The sequence below is a fragment of the Nocardiopsis sp. iso_25 genome (assembly GCF_056173305.1).
This window is the reverse complement of sequence record NZ_CM149667.1, coordinates 2,056,680-2,075,374: the sequence shown is the minus strand read 5'-3', so window position 1 is coordinate 2,075,374 and position 18,695 is coordinate 2,056,680. Positions and strand designations below refer to the sequence as shown.

Genomic DNA, 18,695 nt, shown 5'->3' with positions numbered 1-18,695 from the left:
CCCGGAAGGGCCGCGCTGGTTGGAAGCCGGATGCAGATCTTGCAGGCGAAAGCGGATGTCGTCAGGCCATGGCGGAAACCCGCGTGCCGCCCAGCGCCCGCGTCCGGGGGCGGGCGGCGGGCGGGTCGGCGTCCAGGGTGCGGCGCGGCTGCGGCCACAGGGCGAGGAGGAGTGCGTCTACGTTCGGTGCTTCCAGAAGTCCGGTGGAAGTGACGGCCCAGAACGACTGGGTGGCTTCACCGAAATAGATGATCAGGTGGCGGTGCCGGGCCTGGAGAACGGCGGCCTGGGCGTGTTCGCGGATGAACTCGGCGCGGTGGCCGCCCAGGTGTGGAAGCCGCTGGGCGCGGCGCACCCGGCAGGAGGGGTGGTCGCAGACGGGGCGAACCGGGCCGACGAGCGGGGTACGGCGCGGGAGCGGGCGGACGGGGCGGGTCGGTCGGATCGGCCGAACATCGTCCGAACGCCTGGGCGCCGGGATAGGGTTCTGCATCAGATCCTCTTTCCTTGCATATGACCGTGTTGGGTGTTGGGGATTCAGGGCCCGGGAGAAGCGTTGGCGCGCTTACCTGGGCCCGTCTCATGTCATCGACATGTCAGAGCGCGAAGCTCAGTGGTCGGTTACCGGTGTCAGTCGTTGGTGGCAGTTACCGATGTCAGTTGCCGGTGGAGGCGTTCCACCGGCTGCCGGTCAGGTCGTAGGCCAGGTAGAACCACACCGTGCGGAACTCCGCGTTGCCGTTGTCGCCCCACTCGGAGGCGAAGGCGTTCACCATCGCCAGACCCCGACCGGATTCGGCGTCCAGGTTCAGGCCGTTCGCCTTGGGCGTCAGGTGGGCGTCGTGCTCGCGCAGGCCGCCCCGATCGCGGCAGGCCAGGTGCAGGCCCTCCCGGTGGCGGTGAACCAGGAGGCTGTAGCTGCCCCCGGGACGACCGGAGGGGCTGTGGCGGATCGCGTTGTTGGCGAGTTCGCTGCCCAGAAGGGTGAAGAGGTAGCGGTAGTCAGCACAGCGGGCGGCGGCACAGGTGTCCAGGAACGCCCGGACCAAGGGCATCACCGCCGGAGTCCCCGCGAAGTTGTAGCGGCGCATCCGGTAGTTGGGCCGCTCGGGCTGACCGGTGAAGTAGTGGCGGTGCGCGGGCTGGATGAAGCTGGACAGCGGCACGGTGGCCTCACCCAGCACGGGTACGGGCGCGGGCATGGACACCGGGGCTTTTGCAGGCATGACGAACACGCTCCTTGGCATGGCAGGACATGAGCAGGGGTTTCGTAGGCCCGTCGGAGGAGTCTCACGGTTGACGTGATGCGCGGCACGGGCAAGGCGTAGCCTGACCAGAATGAACTCTGCGTGATGGACTGGTCACGACCACACCCCAAAGATAACTAGCAATCGTAGAGAAAGATAACTAGCAATCGTAGAGTTTTCAAGCCAGATCTCTACCATCCTGAATTTTTTCGCTAGGGTGTTGCCATGACCCCTGCCAACAGCCCAACCCTCCGACTTCGCCGCCTGGCAACAATGCTTCGCCAATCCCGAGAAGCGACTGGGTACACCGCCACCCAGGTCGGCAACAAGTACGGGTGGAGCTCTGGAAAAGTCTCCAAGATGGAGACAACCGAGACTAAACGCATAAAAGCGGAAGATCTCAACAAGCTGATGGACCTCTACGAGATCACCGACCCTGGCAAGCGAGCATCCATGCATGCGCTTGCAAAGGACGCACGTCAACGAGGCTGGTGGTCCAAGTACAAAGAGGTCTTCACCGAACGCGCCCTACCCGACTTCGAAGCTGAGGCGTCAGTGATCCGCACTTTCGAAGCGCAGATGGTGCCAGGGCTACTGCAAACGCCCGACTACGCCGAAGCTCTACTACGAGGGCGCAGGTTCGCGGACCCCGAAATCATGAAGAAAAAAGCTGAGGCGCGCATGGTTCGCCGCGAGATCTTGGTTCGCCACCATCCCGCTCGGCTCCGAGCGGTCATCGAGGAGAGCGCTCTTCACAAGCAGATTGGCAGCGTGAAGGTTCTCAAGGAGCAGCTTGCCTACCTACATCACATGGCTCAGCTATCTAACATCGACCTTCAGGTACTCCCTGCTGATGCTGGATCACATGCTGGCCTGTGTGCTCCCTTCACCATCCTGGAGTTTCCTGACCCGCTAGATCTCCCCATCGTGTACATCGACACCGCATCCAACGGGCTCTTCCTTGAGGACCAGGAGGAGGTTGAAGCTCACAGTGCTACCTTCAGTGACATCCAGGGGTCTGCCCTGAGTACAGTGCGCTCCGCCGATCTCATCACCAGCATCATGAAGTCCCTAGAGAGCCCTCATGACCACCGTCCTTGACTTCCGTAAGAGCAGCTACAGCGGCCATGCCCAGAACTGCGTTGAGGTTGCTCAGATCCCCACGAACTTCCGTAAGAGCAGCTACAACGGAGAAACCGGTGGCAACTGCGTAGAGGTCGCTCACCTTCCCACCGACTTCCGGAAGAGCAGCTACAGCGGGCAGACGGGGGGCAACTGCGTGGAGGTAGCCGACCTTCCCTGCGGCGCAGCCATCCGCGACTCCAAGCACCCCGACGCCGGACACCTCCCCTTCCCCGCCACCGAGTGGACCGGCTTCCTCAACGCCGCCCTCTCCCGGTAGCCAGAGCAGTCATCCCCTGCCGCACCTGGCCCCTGCGCCTGGTCGCCCGGTCGTGCCCTCCAGAACCGCGACCGGGCGACCAGGGCATCCACCCCCACAACGCATTCCGGTATGCTCCGGACGGCATCCGCGCCGCCCGGCGGCGGACGGCGCGACGCCCTGCTCGCCCGCCCGCGAACCGAGGGAGGCCCCGTGCCGACGACCACCGTTCCAGGACCGCTGTCGTGAAGCTGTCGAGGGTGGCACCGGAGCTGCGCGGCCCCCTACTCCGTTCACCGGAAATCCCCGTACACCGCCCCTGGGCCCTGCAACTCACACGCAAACTGATGGAAGACCTGGACGCCCAGGAACTGCCCGGCGTCACCATGGAACTCCCCGAGGAGGCGGCCCCCGGCGTACGGGTCTACCGCCCCGACGAGCAGCGCTCGGACGGCGCCCTCGTCTGGATCCACGGCGGCGGCCTGGTCATGGGCCGCGCCGTGCAGGACGATCCGCTGTGCAACGCCACCGCCCGCCAACTGGGTATCACCGTCGTCTCCGCCGAGTACCGCATGGCCCCCGAGGACCCCTATCCCGCCGCCCTGGACGACTGCCACGCCGCCTGGACCTGGCTCCAGGACAACGCCGCCTCCCTGGGCGTGGACCCCGCGCGCGTGGCGGTCGGCGGCCAGAGCGCGGGCGGCGGCCTCACCGCCGCGCTCGTCCAACGGTTGCACGACGAGGGCGGCACGCAACCGGTCGGCCAGTGGCTGCTGTGCCCCATGCTCGACGACCGCACCGCCGCCCGGCGCGACCTGGACAGGGTCCGCCACCGCATCTGGAACAACGAGGTCAACCGCTTCGGCTGGCGTTCCTACCTGGGCGCCGAACCCGGCGCTGCCGCGGTCCCGCGCTACGCCGTGCCCGCACGCCGCGAGGACCTCAGCGGCCTGCCGCCCGCCTGGATCGGTGTCGGCGACATCGACCTTTTCCACAACGAGTCCCGCGAGTACGCGCACAGGCTGCGCGACGCCGGGGTGGACACGACCTTCTACCTGGAGCCCGGTGCTCCCCACGGGTTCGACTCCTGGGGCGCCAAGACCTCCATCGCCCACGACTACCTGGACAGGGCCCGGGCCTGGCTGGGCGAGGCCCTGGCCCGGGAACTGGACGGCTCCTGACACTCCGGTCCCGAAAGCCCGACCTCGGGCGCCCGCGCCCCCGGCCGGAAAGCACCGGCATCATAGGGAGGGAACGCAGCCACACGACGGGGACGTGCATGACCGGAGCAGTCGAGACGGGCGCCAGGAAGAACGGGGACGGCCGGGCCTCCGCGCTCGCGCTCTCGCTCGCGACCCAGATCAGCGAGCTGGCGCGGACGGGCGGCCTGGACGAGGGCGCGCACCTGACCGAGCAGTGGATCGCCGACCGGCTCCAGGTGTCGCGGTCCCCGGTCCGGCGCGCGCTGGCGCTGCTGGACGAGATGGGCATCGTCGAGCACATCCCGAACCGGGGGTACTTCCTCACCAGGCCGGGCAGCGAACTGGCCTCGGTGGACGCCGTGCCGGAGCGGGACGGGCAGGAGGACCTGTACTTCCGCGTGGTGGACGACTTCCTCAACGACCGGCTCGACCGGGAGTTCACCGCCGCGGAGATCGCGCGCCGCCACGGGGTGGCGGCCCGGCACGTGCAGCAGGTCCTGGTCCGGATGGAGGCCGAGGACCTGGTGCGGCGGCGGGCGGGCCGCGGCTGGGAGTTCCAGGAGGTGCTGTCCACCGCGCAGGGGCACGACCACAGCTACAGGTTCCGGATGATCGTGGAGCCCGCCGCCCTGCTGGAGCCGGGGTTCGCGGTGGACGCGGAGGCCTTCGCGCTCCACCGGGAGCGCCAGGAGGGCCTGGTGCGGGGCAGGGCGCTGTCGTCCGCGCGCGGCACCCTGTTCCAGACGGGGGCGGAGTTCCACGAGATGCTCGTGGGGTGTGCGAACAACCCGGTCCTGCTCGACGCGGTGCGTCGGCAGAACCGGGTGCGCAGGCTCATCGAGTACCGCCACCAGGTGGACCGCACGCGGATGGTGCACCAGGCCCGCGAGCACCTGCTCCTGATGGACCTGCTCGGGGAGGGGCGCATCGAGGAGGCGTCCCGGGCCCTGCACGCGCACCTGGACCGGGTCCGGTGGATCAAGACCGGGATCGGCGCGGAGCCGCCCGCCCTGCTGTGACGGGCGGCGGCCCCGCGACCGGGCGTGCCCGCGTGCGGACCTGACCGGAGAAGGCCCTGACCGGGGACCGGCCCCGGGTGCGCGGACGTCCGTCGCCGGGGATCGCCGCGCCCCCAGCCCGGCGGGCCGAGCGCGCAGGCGTTCACCGGTCCGAGGTGGACTCGGGCACGCAGGCGTCCGCCGGTCGGGGACGGCCCAGGACGGGACGGTCTCAGGCGGGGCGGTCCGCGAAGCGGCGCGCCACGTAGGGCATCGTGCCCCCGTGCCGCAGGTAGGCGACCTCGTGCCCCGAGTCCAGGCGCAGCAGCACGGTGTGCTCCCGCGCGCTCCCGTCGGACCCGGCGACCCTGAGGACGAGCGGCGTCACCCCCACGCCGATCCCGCCGAGCCCGAGGACGGTCAGCCGTTCGCTGCCGTCGAGTTCCAGGTCGGCCGCGGTGGTCCCCTCGGGGAACAGCAGCGGCAGGACCCCCATGCCGATGAGGTTGCTGCGGTGGATGCGCTCGAAGCTCTCCGCAACCACCGCCCGCACGCCCAGCAGGGCCTGGACCTTGGCCGCGACGTCGCGGCTCGACCCCGTCCCGTAGGACCGGCCCGCCAGGACCACCAGGTCCACCCCGGCCTCGCGGTAGGTCGCGGCGGCGTGGAAGACCGGTTCCACGCGCGAGCCGTCGAGGACGCGGGCGTGTCCTCCCCGGGCGCGTTCGCCCTCCGGCAGGAGCAGGTTGGCCACGGCCGGGTTGGTGAAGGCGCCGCGCAGCATCACCTCGGGGTTGCTGCGCCGGGTGGAGTACTGGTTGAGGTCGCGCGGTTCGGTGCCCAGTTCCCGCAGGTAGGCGCCCGCAAGACTGTTGCGGGGGATGGCCCCGGCCGGTGAGATGTGGTCTGTGGTGACGTGGTCGCCCAGCCACAGCAGGACGCGGGCGTCCTCGACGCGGACCTCGCTGCCGGGTTCGGGGCGCACGCCGGTGAGGTAGGGCGGCCTGCGGATGTAGGTGGAGCGCCCGTTCCAGGGGAAGTGCGTGCTCCCGGACGCGTCCAGCGCCCGCCACTGCTCGGTGCCCTCCCAGACCGCGGCGGCGTTCTCCCGGAAGGCCTGCGGGTCGACGGCCTTCTCCGCGACGCGCGCGACCTCCTCGTCCCCGGGCCACAGGTCCGCCAGGTACACCGGGTTCCCGTCGCGGTCGCGGCCCAGGGGCTCGGCGGCGAAGTCGTGCAGGACCGTTCCGGCCAGGGCGTAGGCCACGACGAGGGGCGGCGAGGCCAGGTAGGCGTGCGAGACGCGGGGGTTGACCCGGCCGGGGAAGTTGCGGTTGCCGGACAGCACGGCCGCGGCCTCCAGGCCCTCGCCTGCAAGCGCCTCCAGTTCGGGGACCAGGGGGCCGGAGTTGCCGATGCAGGTCATGCAGCCGAAACCGACGGTGTGGAAACCGGCCGCTTCCAGGGGCTCCATCAGCCCGGCCTTCTCCAGGTAGCCGACGACCACCCGCGAGCCCGGGGACAGGGTGGTCTTGACCCAGGGCTTGACGCGCAGGCCGCGTTCCATGGCCCGCGCCGCGAGCAGGCCCGCCTGGATCATGAGCGCGGGGTTGGCGGTGTTGGTGCAGCTGGTGATGGAGGCGATGCCCACCGGTCCGCGCGGGAGGGGCTCGCCGAAGACGTCCTCCCCCTTCACCGGGGCCGCCGCGCCGTCCGGGACAGGAGCCGGGGAGGCGACCGCGTCCGGCACCGGAGCGTTCTCCGGGACAGGAGCGCTCTCCGGCGCGGACGCGGTCTCCAGGAAGGAGGCGGGCACCCGGGACAGCGGAACGCGCTGGTCGGGGCGGTGCGGCCCGGCCAGGCAGGGCTCCACCGCGTCCAGGTCGAACTCCACGAGCCGGTCGAAGCGCGGCTCCGGGGAGTCCACGCCGCGCACCAGCCCCTGGGCGCGCATGTAGGCGTCCACCGCCTCCACGTGCCCGTCCTCGCGGCCGGTCAGGAGCAGGTAGTCGCGGACCTCGCGGTCGTAGGGGAAGTAGGCGCACGTGGCGCCGTACTCGGGCGCCATGTTCGCCACCGCCGCGCGGGCCGACCAGGGCAGGCCGTCGATCCCCGGTCCGCAGAACTCCACGAACGCGTCCACGACGCCCGTCGCGCGCAGCAGTTCGGTCAGCGTCAGCGCCAGGTCGGTGGCGGTGACGCCGCGCCGCAGGGCCCCGGTGAGCCGGACGCCGACGACCTCGGGGAAGTTGAGCATCACGGGTTCGCCGAGCATGGCGGCCTGCGCCTGGAGGCCGCCCACGCCCCAGCCCAGGACGCCGATGGCGTTGATCATCGGCGTGTGGCTGTCGGTGGCCACGAGGACGTCGGGGTGCAGGAGGTCGGGGCCGTCGCCGCCGTCCTCGCGCCAGACCACGCGGGCGAGGGTCTCCATGTTGACCTGGTGGATGATGCCCCGGCCCGGGGGGACCACGCGGAACCCGCGCACACTGCGCTCGGCCCACTTGACGAACTCGTACCGCTCGGCGTTGCGGCGGAATTCGATGTCGAGGTTGCGGGCGAAGGCGGCGGCCGAACCGTGCGCCTCGGCGATCACGGAGTGGTCCACGACCAGGTCGGTGGCGATCACCGGGTTGACGTCCGCGGCGTCGCCGCCCAGTTCGGTGACCGTGTCGCGCAGCGCGGCCAGGTCGGTGAGGGTGGGCAGGCACGTGGTGTCGTGCAGCATCATCCGGTTGGGGTGGAAGGGGACCTCGCAGTCCCCGCGGCCCGAGCGCACGCGGGCGAGCACCGCGGGCAGGGCCCCGGGCGCCCGGCGGGCCACGTTCTCCACCAGGACGCGGACCGTGTAGGGCGTGCGGTCCAGCTTCTCGGGGGTGAGCAGCCGGTCGAGCGCCACGTAGCGGAACTCGCTTCCGGCCGCGTTGAGTACCGCCGTCGCGGCGGTTCCGGCGGTTGTGGCCACGGAGTCGTCCATCGTCTCCCCACGCTGGTCCTCGGGTGCTCCGGTTCCCGGACACCATGATTGTTCTAGCAACGAGTCTAGTACAAAGCGGAAACACCTGGTGGAGCCAGCCCCCGGGAGCGGCCGCCCGGCACCCGGAGGCGCCCCTCCAGGCCGCGACCGACTCGCCCGCTCCGCCCCGGCACTGCACTTGCATCGGCTTCGAATGCTCGGAACTCGACAGGAACACGAGCTCACCTGGGCCGGGGCACCGTACTCCGCACCGTCCGCAGCCCCGTCGGACCCCGGCCCCACGCAGGGCGAACCGGGAGGTTTCCGAGGGGTGACGAGCGCTGATCTCGGCTTCCGCATATTGCACTCGCGTTAATCTTGGTGCAATATCTCCAGGTGTGTGCCCCGCCTCACGAGGCGCACGTCACGCAGGGACCGGGCGCCGGTCACACGATCCGTGGGGGAGAGCAATGCAGATAACGGCTCCGAGCCGACGCGAGGCGATCGCGGGTGCGATCGGAGCGGTCGCCCTCGCCGGTGCCCTGGTGGAGGTCCGCTCAGGCGAGGCCTCCCGTGAAGCGGGTACGGGCGGTGGGCGCTTGGAGGTCGTGGTTCCCGCCGCGGCGGGCGGCGGCTTCGACACCGTCGCCCGGCAGACGCAGTACGCGCTCCAGCAGAACGGCCTGGCCAGCGGGGTCGAGGTGCTCAACCTGCCCGGTGGCGGCGGAACCGTGGGCCTCAACCACACGGCCCAGCAGCGCGGGCGCGGCGACGTGCTCATGGTGATGGGCAGCTCGATCCTGGGCGGCATCGAGATCACCGGTTCGCGGACCACCCTGGCCGATATCACGCCGCTGGCCCGGCTGGCCGAGGACTACATCGTGGTCGCGGTCCGCCGGGACTCCCCGCTGAGGACCCTGGAGGACCTGGCCGCGGCCTGGACCGAGGCGCCCCGCGACCTCGTGGTGGGCGGGGGCGCCATCGGCACCTCGGACCACCTGCTGGCCGCGCTCATGCTCGACGGGCTCGGGATCCCGCCCTCCGAGCTGAACTACATCGTCTACTCGGGCGACGGCGAGGTGCTCACCTCCCTGCTGTCGCACACCTCCGACATCGCGGTGTCCAGTTACAACGGCTTCCAGTCGCAGATCGAGGCCGGGGAAGTGCGGGCGCTGGCGGTCTCCGCCGCCGAACCGCTGCCCGGCGTGGACGTCCCCACGCTGCGCGAGGCGGGCATGGACCTGGACCTGGCCAACTGGCGCGGTCTGGCCGCGCCGGGCGGCCTGGACGGGGACCAGCGCGAGGTCCTGCTGGACCTGGTCCACGCGCTGGTCGAGACGCCGGAGTGGCGGGAGGCCGTGGAGCGCTTCGGGTGGCGGGAGGCGTTCGTCGCCGGGGAGGACTTCGACGCGTTCCTCACCGAGGAGACCGCGCGCCTGGAGCAGATCATCGAGGGATTGGGGCTGTCGTGACCCGAGAAAGACCCGCCGGGGTGCAGTCCCCGGACACCGACGCGAAGACCGGCACGGACACCGGGCCCGCCAGCGGGAGCGGGAGCGAGACGCGAGTCAGCGCCCGGGCCGAGGCCGGGGACGGCAACGGAACCGGCGCTGGGAACGCCGTCGTGGGCGTGGCCGGAGGCCGGGCCGGAACGGAGGCCGAGGGCGGAACCGGAGCCGACACCACCGCCCCGGAGCCCGAGCCCACGGCCGACCCCGCGCCCGCCACCCTCGGCACGGCACTGGCCGTGCCCTCGGTGACCCTGGTGACGGCCCTCTTCCTGCTCGTGGGCGGCACGGTGATCCGCGTGCCGGAGAGCAGCGGCTTCCTGGGCCCGCAGTTCTTCCCGCTGACCGTGGGCGCCCTCCTGGGCGTCACGGCGTGCGTGGCGGGGGTGCGCGCGGTCCTGGCCGTGCGGCGCTCCCCGTCCGCGGGGACCACCGCAACCCCGGCGGCACCGACAGCACCGACTTCTCCAGAAGTCTCCGGGGTATCCGCGCCTCCGGAGTCCACGGGGACCTCCGAAACCACCGACTCCCCTGAGGCCTCCGACTCCCCGGGAACCTCCGCAGCGCCCAGTGCCACAGCTCCGAACGCGACCGCCGCCGAGGCCGGCACCGATAGCGCGGCCACCGGCACCGATCCGACCTCCGCCGCCGACGACGCCGACGCGGCCAGCGACGACGCGAAGAGCGGACACGGCGACTGGCGCACCCTGGGCATCATGGCCGCGACCCTGACCGCCCACGTCCTGCTGCTCCAGCCGCTCGGCTGGCTGCTCTCGGGCACCCTGCTCTTCTGGGGCGTCAGCTTCGCCCTGGACCGGCGCTCACCCCTGCTGGACCTGTGCGTGGCCGTGGCCCTGGCCGCGCTCGTGCAGATCTGCTTCTCCGGCCTGCTGGACGTGTCGCTGCCCAGCGGCCTGCTCGGAAAGGTCCTGTGAACACCGTGGACACCTTCTCCCTCCTGATGTCGGGGTTCGCCGAGGCCCTGACCCCCGTCAACCTGCTGTGGTGCCTCCTCGGCGTGGTCCTGGGCACGGCCGTGGGCGTCCTGCCGGGGCTGGGCTCGTCCATGGCGGTCGCCCTCCTGCTCCCCCTGACCTTCCTGCTGGAGCCGACCGCGGCGTTCATCATGTTCGCGGGCATCTACTACGGCGGGCAGTTCGGCGGCGCGACCACGTCCATCCTGCTCAACACCCCCGGGCAGAGCTCTTCGATCGCCACCGCGTTCGAGGGGCACACCATGGCGCGGCGCGGCAGGGCCTCCCAGGCTCTGGCGGCGGCGGTGATCGGCTCCTTCGTGGGCGGCATCGTGGCCACGACCGTGGTGGCCTTCTTCGCCCAGCGCATGGTGGTCCTGGCGCTCGGGTTCGGACCGGCCGAGTACTTCGCGCTCGCCGTCCTCGCCTTCGTGTGCACCGCCGCCGTCGTGACCTCCTCGCCCCTGCGGGGCATCGCCGCTCTGGGCATCGGCCTGGCGGTCAGCGTGGTGGGCATCGACGACCAGAGCGGGGCGATCCGCCTGACCCTGGGCGTCCCGCAGCTGCTGGACGGGGTCAGCATCGTCGTGATCACGGTCGGACTGCTGGCCGTGGGCGAGGTCCTGCACACCGGGTTCCGGCCGAAGCGGGCCGCCGCGAGTCAACTGGTGGCGTCGGGCACGCCGTGGCTGGGGCGCGCGGACCTGCGCCGCTCCTGGAAGCCGTGGCTGCGGGGCACGGCGCTGGGCCTGCCCTTCGGCGTGGTCCCCGCGGGCGGCTCGGAGATCCCCACCTTCCTGTCCTTCGGGGCCGAGAAGGCGCTGGCCAAACGGCGCGGGAACAGCGAGTTCGGCCGGGGCGCGATCGAGGGCGTGGCCGGTCCGGAGGCGGCCAACAACGCGACCACGGCCACCGCGATGGTCCCCCTGCTCGGGCTCGGACTGCCCACGTCCGCGACGGCCGCCGTGATGCTGGCGGCGTTCCAGCAGTACGGGATGCAGCCGGGACCCCTGCTCTTCGAGCAGGAGGGCGACCTGGTCTGGGCGCTGCTGGCCAGCATGTTCATCGGCACGTTCCTGCTGCTGGTGATCAACCTGCCCTTCGCACCGCTGTGGGCGCGGCTCCTGCGCCTGCCCCAGCGCCACCTGTTCGCGGGGCTGATGGTCTTCGCCACGGTGGGCGTGTACTCGGTCAAGGGCTCGGTGTTCGACGTCGTCCTGCTGTTCGCGGTGGGCGCCCTGGGGCTCCTGATGCGCAGGTACGACATCCCCGTGGCGCCGGTCCTGATCGGCGTCATCCTGGGGCCGCTGGCCGAGAGCGAGCTGCGCCGGGCGATGGCCGCGAGCCAGGGCGACGTGTCGATCCTGTTCGACAGCGGCATCGCGGTCGGCATCTACACCATCCTCGTGGCCGTGGTGGCGGTCTTCGCGGTCAAGCGGGTGCGGGACCGGCGCCGGTCCGCCACCCCGGCCGACGGGAGCCGGGTGGGCACCGTGTAGAACCTGATGGTCACGTCATCGGACGTCCCGGGGGACCCCCAGCCCCCGGGGCGCCGCGGCGTCGGACGGGGATCACACGGACGAGGGGGAGAGAACGTTGGGAAGAGGCCGCGTCAGGGGGGCGTCGTGGCTCTGGCCGCTGTTACTGAGCGTCATGTGCACCCACACCGCGCTCAACCTCGCCCGTCCCCTGGTCTCGTACCGGACGATCGCCCTGGGCGGTGACGCCGTGGCGGTCGGGCTGGTCACCGCCGCCTACGCGCTGCTGCCCCTGCTGGTGGCGGTCCCGCTGGGGCGGGCGACCGACCGGTCCCGGCGCATGGCGTGGATCGTCGGCCTGGGCGCTGCGGTGCTCGGCGCGGGCTCGCTGCTGCTGGCGTACGGCACGGACCTGTTCGCGATCGCCGCGGCAAGCACGGTGCTGGGCATGGGCCACCTGCTGTGCATGGTCGCGGGCCAGGGGCTCATCGCGCGCCTGGCCGCACCGGGGAACCTGGACCGCGACTTCGGGTGGTTCACCGCGGCGGCCTCCCTGGGCCAGCTCGTGGGCCCCCTGCTGTCGGGCGCGATGCTGGCCGACGCCTCGGGGGACGCGCTGCTGTCGGCCACCTCCGCCGCCCTGCTCCTGGCCGCGGTGATCGGCGGGCTGGGGCTGGTGCCGATCCTGGCCTTCGTCCGGGTGCGCATGCCCGCGCCCTCGCGCAAGAAGGGCTCGGAGAGGACCCCCGCGCGGGAACTGCTGCGCAGGCCGGGCCTGCCCTCGGGGCTGTTCGCCAGCCTGGCGCTGCTCTCGGCCGTGGACATCCTCACCGCCTACCTGCCGCTGGTCGCCGAGAACCGCGGCATCTCGCCGATGACGGTCGGCGTCCTGCTGAGCCTGCGGGCGGGGTTCTCGCTGCTGTCCCGCCTGGTGCTGTCCCGGCTGGTGCTGCGGTGGTCGCGCGAGACGCTGATCGCGGTCAGCGCCGGGGCCGCGGGCCTGTCGATGGCGGCGGTGGCCCTGCCGGTCAGCAACGTGTTCGTGCTGGGGGCGGTGCTGGCCGTCGGGGGGTTCCTGCTGGGCCTGGGGCAGCCGCTGACGATGTCGGCCGTGGCCACGGCCGCGCCGGAGGGCTCGCGCGGGGCCGCGCTGGCGCTGCGGATCTGGGGCAACCGGCTCGGGCAGGTCGGAATCCCGGCCGTGGGAGCGGGGGTCGCGGGCGCGGTGGGCGCGCCCGGGGCGCTGTGGTTCGCCGCGGTGGTGCTCGTGGCGTCGGCGGTCACGGCGGCCAAGCAGGTCTGACCCGCCGCCGGGGCCCGCGGGGCGGGTGTGCGACGCGAGGCGTCAGATTCGTGTGTGCTCTCCGGACTACGCGAGTCTGGCGTGCGGCGCGGGGAGCCAGGTGTGTGTGGGGCGCGTGGGCCGTACGGGTGGCCCGGTCATCCGGAACAGGTAGGCGGCACGAGGCGTCGAGTGCACGTGGGGCGCGTGGGCCGTCCGGGTGGCCCGGTCATCCGGAACAGGTAGGCGGCACAGGCGTCACAACCGTGCTCTCCCGTCCCGGGACCGGACCCGGGAACCGCCTCGGCGCGAACACACAGGTCGCGCACTCCCCTGTTCGAACACCCCCCGGGGGCGTACGATGAGAAGTTAGGTGTGTCGGCAGTCGGGTCCACCAAGCCCGGCGTCTCCACGGAACCAGGCAACGTGAACCACCCCGCCCCCTCTCCCGCACAGCGCGTCTACCGTTCCCGGACCACCAGACAGGCCGTCCACGACTGGTGCTGGGACAGGCTCAACGCCCAGCCCCTGCTCACCCCGCTCGCGACCGTCCCCTGTTCCCTGGGCGTCACCCGCGTCTTCACCGCCTCCGGAGGCCCCGGCGTCCCGGTCCTCGTGCTCCCCGGTTCGGTCCTGAGCACGGCCACGCTCCTGGACGCCGTCCGCGTCCTGGCCGAGGACCGCCCCGTCCTGATCGCCGACCCGCCCGGACAGCCCGGGCTCAGCGACGGCGTCCGGCCCCTGGTCGAGCGCCCGGCGTACTACGGCGGCTGGCTGGACGAGGTGCTCCCGCAGATCACCGACCGGCCCGTCCTGGTCCTGGGCCACGGCATCGGCGCGGCCATCGCGCTCTCGGCCACCCCCGGGCCCCTGGTGGCCGGGCTCTGCCTGGTCAACCCCGGCGGCCTGACACCGGCGACCGGCGGCACCGCCCTGGCCGCCGCCCTGGTGCGCTGGAGGTTCCACCCCGACACCCGGTCCAGCTCCGCGCTGCTGCGCGCCATGTGCGGCCCCGGATCGGCCGAACCCCGGGACACCACCCTGCTGGAGTGGACGACCCTGGTCGGCCGGTCCTGCCGCGCGGTCAACGCGCTGCCGCCCCGGCCGCTGCGGGCGGAGGCCCTGCGCCACTGGCGGCGGACCCCGGTCAGCGTCGCCACCGGGTCGCACGACCCCTTCTTCTCCCCCGACCTGCTGCACAGTCCGGCCCTGCTCTTCCTGGACGCCGCCGTCCACACCGTCCGGGGCGCGGGACACCTCGCGCTCCGCGAACGCCCCGACCTGGTGCGGGACCTGCTGCGGGGGCTCCCCGACGCCTGAGGCCCCGGGCCGCGTCCGCGGCCCGGGGCGTGCGCGTCCCGACCGGTCCGGAGCCGGGTCCCCGGGTCCGGGGACCCGGACCCGGGGACCCGACGCGGGGCCGCGGTGTCAGGCCTCGGTGTCAGGCCTCGCTGTCGGGGCCCGGCTCCTCGGGGGCCTTGAGCGGCTTGACCAGCGCCCAGCCGCCCATGAACACGGCGAAGGCGAGCATGCCCAGGCCCGACCACAGGTTCAGGTTCGCGCCGCCCTGCTCGATCTCCTCCGGCGTGGTGAAGAACCCCATGACCGTCAGCACGACGCCGTAGATCGCGAACAGCAGCGCGATGATCGTGCGGATGTCGAAGACCCGGGAGGCGGTGCGGCCCTTCCCCGTTCCGGGGCTGTCAGCGCTCATCGGATGACCTCCTTGCCAGCTTGTCTCAGCACGGTGCACCTCTCGGGGTCGCTCAGGCGAAGATGATGTTCAGAATGATGACGAGTGCCAGGGCGATCCCGGCCAGCAGCCCCGGTCGGCGGTACCAGCCGGAGTCCTCACCGGTGGTGGAGGCCTTGCGCGACTCGCGCGGGGTCAGCGAGTGCACCAGGCCCACCAGTTCGGAGTCGGGCTTGGGCCGGGTGAACATGGTGACCACGACGCTGACGAGGATGTCGACCACGAAGGCCGCGCCCGCGCCGACGAAGCTCGCGCCCTGCGCCGACAGGGCCAGCACGCCGGTCTCGGCGAGCAGGAACACGCCCACGGCGGCCAGGGTTCCCGCCGCCAGGCCGCTCCAACCGGCGTGGGGCGTCATCCGCTTCCAGTACATGCCGAGGATGAACGTGGCGAACAGCGGCGCGTTGAAGAACGAGAACAGCTGCTGCAGGTAGTCCATCAGGTTGGAGTAACCCGAGGCGATGAACGCCGTGCCCACGGCACCGACGGTCGCGCCGACCGTGACCCACCGGCCCATGCCCAGGTAGTAGGAGTCGGGCCGGTTCTTGACGACGTAGGCCTGCCAGATGTCGTACGTGAACACGGTGTTGAACGAACTGAGGTTGGCGGCCATACCGGCCATGAACGACGCGAGCAGACCGGCCAGGGCCACGCCCAGCAGACCGTTGGGCAGCACGTCGCGCATCAGCAGCAGGATCGCGTCGTTGTAGTCGACGCCGGGGTTCTCACCGGCCTTGAGCTGGACCATCTCCGAGACGCTCACACCCGCGATCATCCCGGGGATGATGACGATGAACGGGATGAACAGCTTGGGGAAGGCGCCGATGATGGGGGTGCGCATCGCGGCCGACATGCTCTTGGAGGCCATGGCGCGCTGCACCTCGACGAAGTTCGTCGTCCAGTAGCCGAACGCGAGGACGAAGCCGAGGCCGAAGACGATGCCGAGGATGCTCAGGAAGCTGTCGCCGAAGCCGGTCAGCGCGTTGCCCGGCCAGGCGGAGAGCTGTTCGGCGCCCTGCGGGGAGGCGGTGACCTCCTCCACCAGGCCCGACCAGCCGCCGACGCGGTTCAGTCCGGCCAGGGTCAGCGGCAGCAGCGCCGCGACGATGACGAAGAACTGGAGCACCTCGTTGTAGATCGCCGCGGAGAGCCCGCCCAGCGCGGTGTAGCTGAGGACGATGGCGGCGGCGACCAGGAGCGACAGCCACAGGGGCCAGCCCAGCAGCGCGTCCACGATGGTCGCCAGCAGGAAGAGGTTGACGCCCGCGATCAGGATCTGAGCGACCGCGAAGCTGATCCCGTTGAGCAAGTGGGCGGCCGTACCGAAGCGGCGGAGCATGAACTCGGGGACGCTGCGGACCTTGGAGCCGTAGTAGAACGGCATCATGACCAGGCCCAGGAACAGCATCGCCGGGACGGCGCCGATCCAGAAGTAGTGCATGGTCGGCATGCCGTAGTTGGCGCCGTTGGCCGACATGCCGATGATCTCGATGGCGCCGAGGTTGGCCGCGATGAAGGCCAGACCCGTCACCCAGGCGGGCAGGGAGCGCCCCGACAGGAAGAAGTCGAGGCTGTTGGAGACCGAACGCCGGGCGATGAAGCCGATGCCCAGCACGAACGCGAAGTACACCGCGAGCAGGGTGTAGTCGATGGCGTTGGCGTCCAGCCGCAGGGAGTCCTGTGCTAGCACGGTCACGTCGGCTGGTCCTCTCTCGACGCGGCGGCCCCTCCGCGGAAGGCCTGTTCACACCTTCGGACGTGATGCGGGCGGGTCGGCACCGGATCTCGGGCGACGAAGGACGCGGCGTCGCGAACCGGTACTCGTGTCTCCACCTCAGGACGGGGTGCGCCCATGTTCTTACTCCGTTCACGCATGTGCACCGTGCACATGAGGACCATTCCCCACATTTTTCCACGGAACCAAACATTAACCATCAAGGTAAGCAACCATCTTGCACAAGCACCGGTGTGTCAAGGGTCTGGCGCCGTCCTGTTCGGGGTGGCGCGCGCGGCTCCGCCGGGGGTGGCGGACACCGGTGGGAGCGGCGTCGCGGGAGGCCTTCTCCCGGGGCGCCGGGGGGCGGGGGCGCCTGTGCACCTACCCCGCCGGAGCACGCCTATCGTGTGCTTTCGGGGCGGTTTCTCATGAAATGCCGCCGAAGGCGGTGCGGCGGCAGGGGCGCGGGAGACAGGCCGGACCGGGGCGCGGACCCTCGCCCGGAACGGGAGGAGGGGCCGGTCGGAGTGAACGTCTCGCGTCGGGCGAAGCGGGCGGCCCGCCCCGTGCTCCGGGGCGGGCCGCCGACGGGACCGCTCAGCGGTCCCGGTCGGGCTCCGGAAAGGTGAGAACGCCGATCTCGGGGGCTCCGGGCAGGCCGGGCTCGCTGACCAGACGCCCGGTCATACCGGCCTCCTCCGCGAGCCCGGCGATGCTGAGGTTCTCCCACACGTAGGTGTCGCTGGTGCTGCGCACCAGCGTGTCGCCGCGGAGGACCTTCCAGGTGGTCTCCCACCGCAGGACCTCGGTCTCGGCGCACTCGACGGGTTCGGCCCGCGTCCACCACTCGTAGGTCTGCTCGCCGATGCGCTCCCGCAGCATGCGGAAGGGGGGAACTGCTCTGGCGGAACCGGTGCCCATGAGTTCCACGACGACCGGCGCACCGGGCGGGACGTGGGCCCTCAACACGTCCCACAGCGCCAGCCTCTCGTCCCTGGTGAGGTGGCCGACCACTCCGAAGACGACCACCGCGCCGACCCGGTCGGGCAGCCGCAGGTGTTGGGCGGGTTCGGCGCTGATGGTCACGCGTCGGCGCAGGTCGTCGTTGCCGACGACCCGGCTGGTGAGCATCGCCCGCATGGGGGTGGACGGTTCCGCGGCGATGATCGGGGCGCTCGGCAGGGCCTTCGCGATCACTTCGGTGATGCGGCCCGTGCCGGCTCCGATCTCGACGACGGGGCCGGCTCCGGGGGCGACCCCGGCCAGCGCCGCGCGCAGCGGTCCGGCACTGGTGCGCACATGGCGTGCCGCGACCATCTCGTAGAACTCGGCCGAGGCCGTGTAGTAGTCGGCGACCATGGTGATCTCCCTCGTCGTGGTGGTGTCAGGGTGTGCTGGGCCAGGCGGGTGCCGTCCCGGTCGGCGCGTGGCCCAGGGTCCGGGCGACGGCCGCCGCGACCGGGCGGCGCTGTTGCGCGAGGAAGAAGTGGCCGCCCGGGAACACCTCGGTCGTGACCTCACCGGTCGTCGTGGTCCTCCAGGTCGCCGCGGCCTCCTCGGAGCACTCCGGGTCCTGTGCGCCGACGAAGACGTGCACGGGCATGTCGAGCGGTTCCGCCCGGGTGGGCCGGTAGGTCTCGATCAGCCGGTAGTCGTTGCGCACGTAGCGCAGGACAGCGGTCCGCAGCTCCTCGTCGGCCAGGACCTCCGGCGGGGTGCCGCCCAGTCGGGTCAGGTCGGCCGCCAGGTGCTCGTCGTCGCGCAGGTGGACGTCCCCGGGCCTGACGTGGAGGGGTGCGGGCCGCCCCGAGGCGAACAGCCGGACCGGGGCCGGGATCGCCCTCCGACGCGCCTCCACGGCCACCTCGTAGGCCACGGCGCTTCCCATGCTGTGGCCCAGGAGCGCGTAGGGGCGGTCCAGGAGGGGGGCGAGCGCGTCCACGACCGCGTCGACGACCTCGGACATCGTGTCGACCATGGGATCGCCGAACCGGTCCTCGCGCCCGGGGTACTGCACGGACAACGCCTCGATGCCGGGTGGCAGCAGGTACTGCCACGGCCGCAGCGAGGACGCCGACCCCCCTGCGTGGGGCAGGCAGACGAGCCGCACGTCCGCGCGCGGGCGGTGCTGGGGCCGGCGCAGCCACGGGCTGATGGGCGGATGCCGCAGGTCCATGGGAATTCCACTCCTCGCGATAT

Annotated in this window: 16 protein-coding genes; 9 read left to right on the top strand and 7 right to left on the bottom strand. The window is 71.6% G+C overall.

All coding sequences use genetic code 11. The features are described 5' to 3' along the window. Nucleotides 1-61: 61 nt before the first annotated feature. Both AC0VX6_RS08985 and AC0VX6_RS08980 read right to left on the bottom strand, forming a co-directional pair. The gene (locus AC0VX6_RS08985) at nt 62-493 is read right to left on the bottom strand and encodes a hypothetical protein (protein ID WP_475468082.1); all 432 of its coding nucleotides are present in this window, start codon (nt 491-493) and stop codon (nt 62-64) included. Nucleotides 494-656: 163 nt separating this feature from the next. Beyond that, nucleotides 657-1,226, bottom strand: coding sequence for an ATP-binding protein (locus tag AC0VX6_RS08980; RefSeq protein ID WP_475468080.1), 570 nt, complete (start codon nt 1,224-1,226; stop codon nt 657-659). Between the two features lie 246 nt (nt 1,227-1,472). On the opposite strand from AC0VX6_RS08980, the gene AC0VX6_RS08975 reads away from it, so the two are divergent. The 4 genes from AC0VX6_RS08975 (at nt 1,473) to AC0VX6_RS08960 (ending at nt 4,849) form a co-directional block, all read left to right on the top strand. Continuing rightward, the gene (locus AC0VX6_RS08975; RefSeq protein ID WP_475468078.1) at nt 1,473-2,348 is read left to right on the top strand and encodes a helix-turn-helix domain-containing protein; all 876 of its coding nucleotides are present in this window, start codon (nt 1,473-1,475) and stop codon (nt 2,346-2,348) included. Then, nucleotides 2,332-2,649, top strand: coding sequence for a DUF397 domain-containing protein (locus tag AC0VX6_RS08970; RefSeq protein ID WP_475468077.1), 318 nt, complete (start codon nt 2,332-2,334; stop codon nt 2,647-2,649). Before AC0VX6_RS08975 ends, AC0VX6_RS08970 begins: the two co-directional genes overlap by 17 nt. Before the next feature lie 326 nt (nt 2,650-2,975). Continuing rightward, nucleotides 2,976-3,809 carry an alpha/beta hydrolase gene (locus AC0VX6_RS08965; RefSeq protein WP_274977017.1) on the top strand — a complete coding sequence of 278 codons (834 nt, stop codon included), beginning with the start codon at nt 2,976-2,978 and terminating at the stop codon, nt 3,807-3,809. A gap of 98 nt (nt 3,810-3,907) precedes the next feature. Continuing rightward, nucleotides 3,908-4,849, top strand: coding sequence for a GntR family transcriptional regulator (locus AC0VX6_RS08960; RefSeq protein ID WP_274977016.1), 942 nt, complete (start codon nt 3,908-3,910; stop codon nt 4,847-4,849). A 211-nt stretch (nt 4,850-5,060) separates the two neighbouring features. On the opposite strand, the gene acnA is transcribed toward AC0VX6_RS08960, so the two are convergent. Beyond that, nucleotides 5,061-7,805 (bottom strand): aconitate hydratase AcnA, encoded by a 2,745-nt coding sequence (acnA, locus tag AC0VX6_RS08955; protein ID WP_475468075.1) that lies wholly within the window; start codon nt 7,803-7,805, stop codon nt 5,061-5,063. Nucleotides 7,806-8,254: 449 nt separating this feature from the next. On the opposite strand from acnA, the gene AC0VX6_RS08950 reads away from it, so the two are divergent. From AC0VX6_RS08950 to AC0VX6_RS08930, 5 genes are all read left to right on the top strand, one after another. Continuing rightward, a complete protein-coding gene (locus tag AC0VX6_RS08950) occupies nt 8,255-9,256 on the top strand; it encodes a Bug family tripartite tricarboxylate transporter substrate binding protein (RefSeq protein WP_274977014.1) in 1,002 nt (333 codons plus the stop codon). Next, nucleotides 9,253-10,227: a tripartite tricarboxylate transporter TctB family protein gene (locus AC0VX6_RS08945; RefSeq protein WP_475468074.1), complete on the top strand. Its 975-nt coding sequence runs from the start codon at nt 9,253-9,255 to the stop codon at nt 10,225-10,227. The genes AC0VX6_RS08950 and AC0VX6_RS08945 overlap by 4 nt, the downstream gene beginning before the upstream one ends. Nucleotides 10,228-10,232: 5 nt before the next feature. Next, nucleotides 10,233-11,765, top strand: coding sequence for a tripartite tricarboxylate transporter permease (locus tag AC0VX6_RS08940; protein WP_475469295.1), 1,533 nt, complete (start codon nt 10,233-10,235; stop codon nt 11,763-11,765). A 154-nt stretch (nt 11,766-11,919) separates the two neighbouring features. Next, the gene (locus AC0VX6_RS08935; RefSeq protein WP_274977012.1) at nt 11,920-13,047 is read left to right on the top strand and encodes an MFS transporter; all 1,128 of its coding nucleotides are present in this window, start codon (nt 11,920-11,922) and stop codon (nt 13,045-13,047) included. A gap of 405 nt (nt 13,048-13,452) precedes the next feature. Further along, nucleotides 13,453-14,346 carry an alpha/beta fold hydrolase gene (locus AC0VX6_RS08930; protein WP_475469293.1) on the top strand — a complete coding sequence of 298 codons (894 nt, stop codon included), beginning with the start codon at nt 13,453-13,455 and terminating at the stop codon, nt 14,344-14,346. Nucleotides 14,347-14,467: 121 nt separating this feature from the next. Here the strand turns inward: AC0VX6_RS08930 and AC0VX6_RS08925 are convergent, their stop codons facing one another. The 4 genes from AC0VX6_RS08925 to AC0VX6_RS08910 all read right to left on the bottom strand — a co-directional run bounded on the left by AC0VX6_RS08925 (nt 14,468) and on the right by AC0VX6_RS08910 (nt 18,672). Continuing rightward, a complete protein-coding gene (locus tag AC0VX6_RS08925; protein ID WP_274977011.1) occupies nt 14,468-14,740 on the bottom strand; it encodes a hypothetical protein in 273 nt (90 codons plus the stop codon). Between the two features lie 52 nt (nt 14,741-14,792). Beyond that, the gene (locus tag AC0VX6_RS08920; RefSeq protein ID WP_274977010.1) at nt 14,793-16,475 is read right to left on the bottom strand and encodes a sodium:solute symporter family protein; all 1,683 of its coding nucleotides are present in this window, start codon (nt 16,473-16,475) and stop codon (nt 14,793-14,795) included. A 618-nt stretch (nt 16,476-17,093) separates the two neighbouring features. Next, a complete protein-coding gene (locus AC0VX6_RS08915; protein WP_475468071.1) occupies nt 17,094-17,855 on the bottom strand; it encodes a methyltransferase domain-containing protein in 762 nt (253 codons plus the stop codon). A 25-nt stretch (nt 17,856-17,880) separates the two neighbouring features. Beyond that, nucleotides 17,881-18,672, bottom strand: a complete 792-nt coding sequence (locus tag AC0VX6_RS08910) for a thioesterase II family protein (protein WP_475468070.1) — start codon at nt 18,670-18,672, stop codon at nt 17,881-17,883. Nucleotides 18,673-18,695 lie beyond the last annotated feature (23 nt).

What these genes read in the sequence shown, in the direction of transcription:
- AC0VX6_RS08985 (WP_475468082.1), bottom strand. Translation starts at nt 493, where the DNA reads ATGCAGAACCCTATCCCGGCGCCCAGGCGTTCGGACGATGTTCGGCCG.
- AC0VX6_RS08980 (WP_475468080.1), bottom strand. Translation starts at nt 1,226, where the DNA reads ATGCCTGCAAAAGCCCCGGTGTCCATGCCCGCGCCCGTACCCGTGCTG.
- AC0VX6_RS08975 (WP_475468078.1), top strand. Translation starts at nt 1,473, where the DNA reads ATGACCCCTGCCAACAGCCCAACCCTCCGACTTCGCCGCCTGGCAACA.
- AC0VX6_RS08970 (WP_475468077.1), top strand. Translation starts at nt 2,332, where the DNA reads ATGACCACCGTCCTTGACTTCCGTAAGAGCAGCTACAGCGGCCATGCC.
- AC0VX6_RS08965 (WP_274977017.1), top strand. Translation starts at nt 2,976, where the DNA reads ATGGAAGACCTGGACGCCCAGGAACTGCCCGGCGTCACCATGGAACTC.
- AC0VX6_RS08960 (WP_274977016.1), top strand. Translation starts at nt 3,908, where the DNA reads ATGACCGGAGCAGTCGAGACGGGCGCCAGGAAGAACGGGGACGGCCGG.
- acnA (WP_475468075.1), bottom strand. Translation starts at nt 7,805, where the DNA reads ATGGACGACTCCGTGGCCACAACCGCCGGAACCGCCGCGACGGCGGTA.
- AC0VX6_RS08950 (WP_274977014.1), top strand. Translation starts at nt 8,255, where the DNA reads ATGCAGATAACGGCTCCGAGCCGACGCGAGGCGATCGCGGGTGCGATC.
- AC0VX6_RS08935 (WP_274977012.1), top strand. Translation starts at nt 11,920, where the DNA reads ATGTGCACCCACACCGCGCTCAACCTCGCCCGTCCCCTGGTCTCGTAC.
- AC0VX6_RS08925 (WP_274977011.1), bottom strand. Translation starts at nt 14,740, where the DNA reads ATGAGCGCTGACAGCCCCGGAACGGGGAAGGGCCGCACCGCCTCCCGG.
- AC0VX6_RS08915 (WP_475468071.1), bottom strand. Translation starts at nt 17,855, where the DNA reads ATGGTCGCCGACTACTACACGGCCTCGGCCGAGTTCTACGAGATGGTC.
- AC0VX6_RS08910 (WP_475468070.1), bottom strand. Translation starts at nt 18,672, where the DNA reads ATGGACCTGCGGCATCCGCCCATCAGCCCGTGGCTGCGCCGGCCCCAG.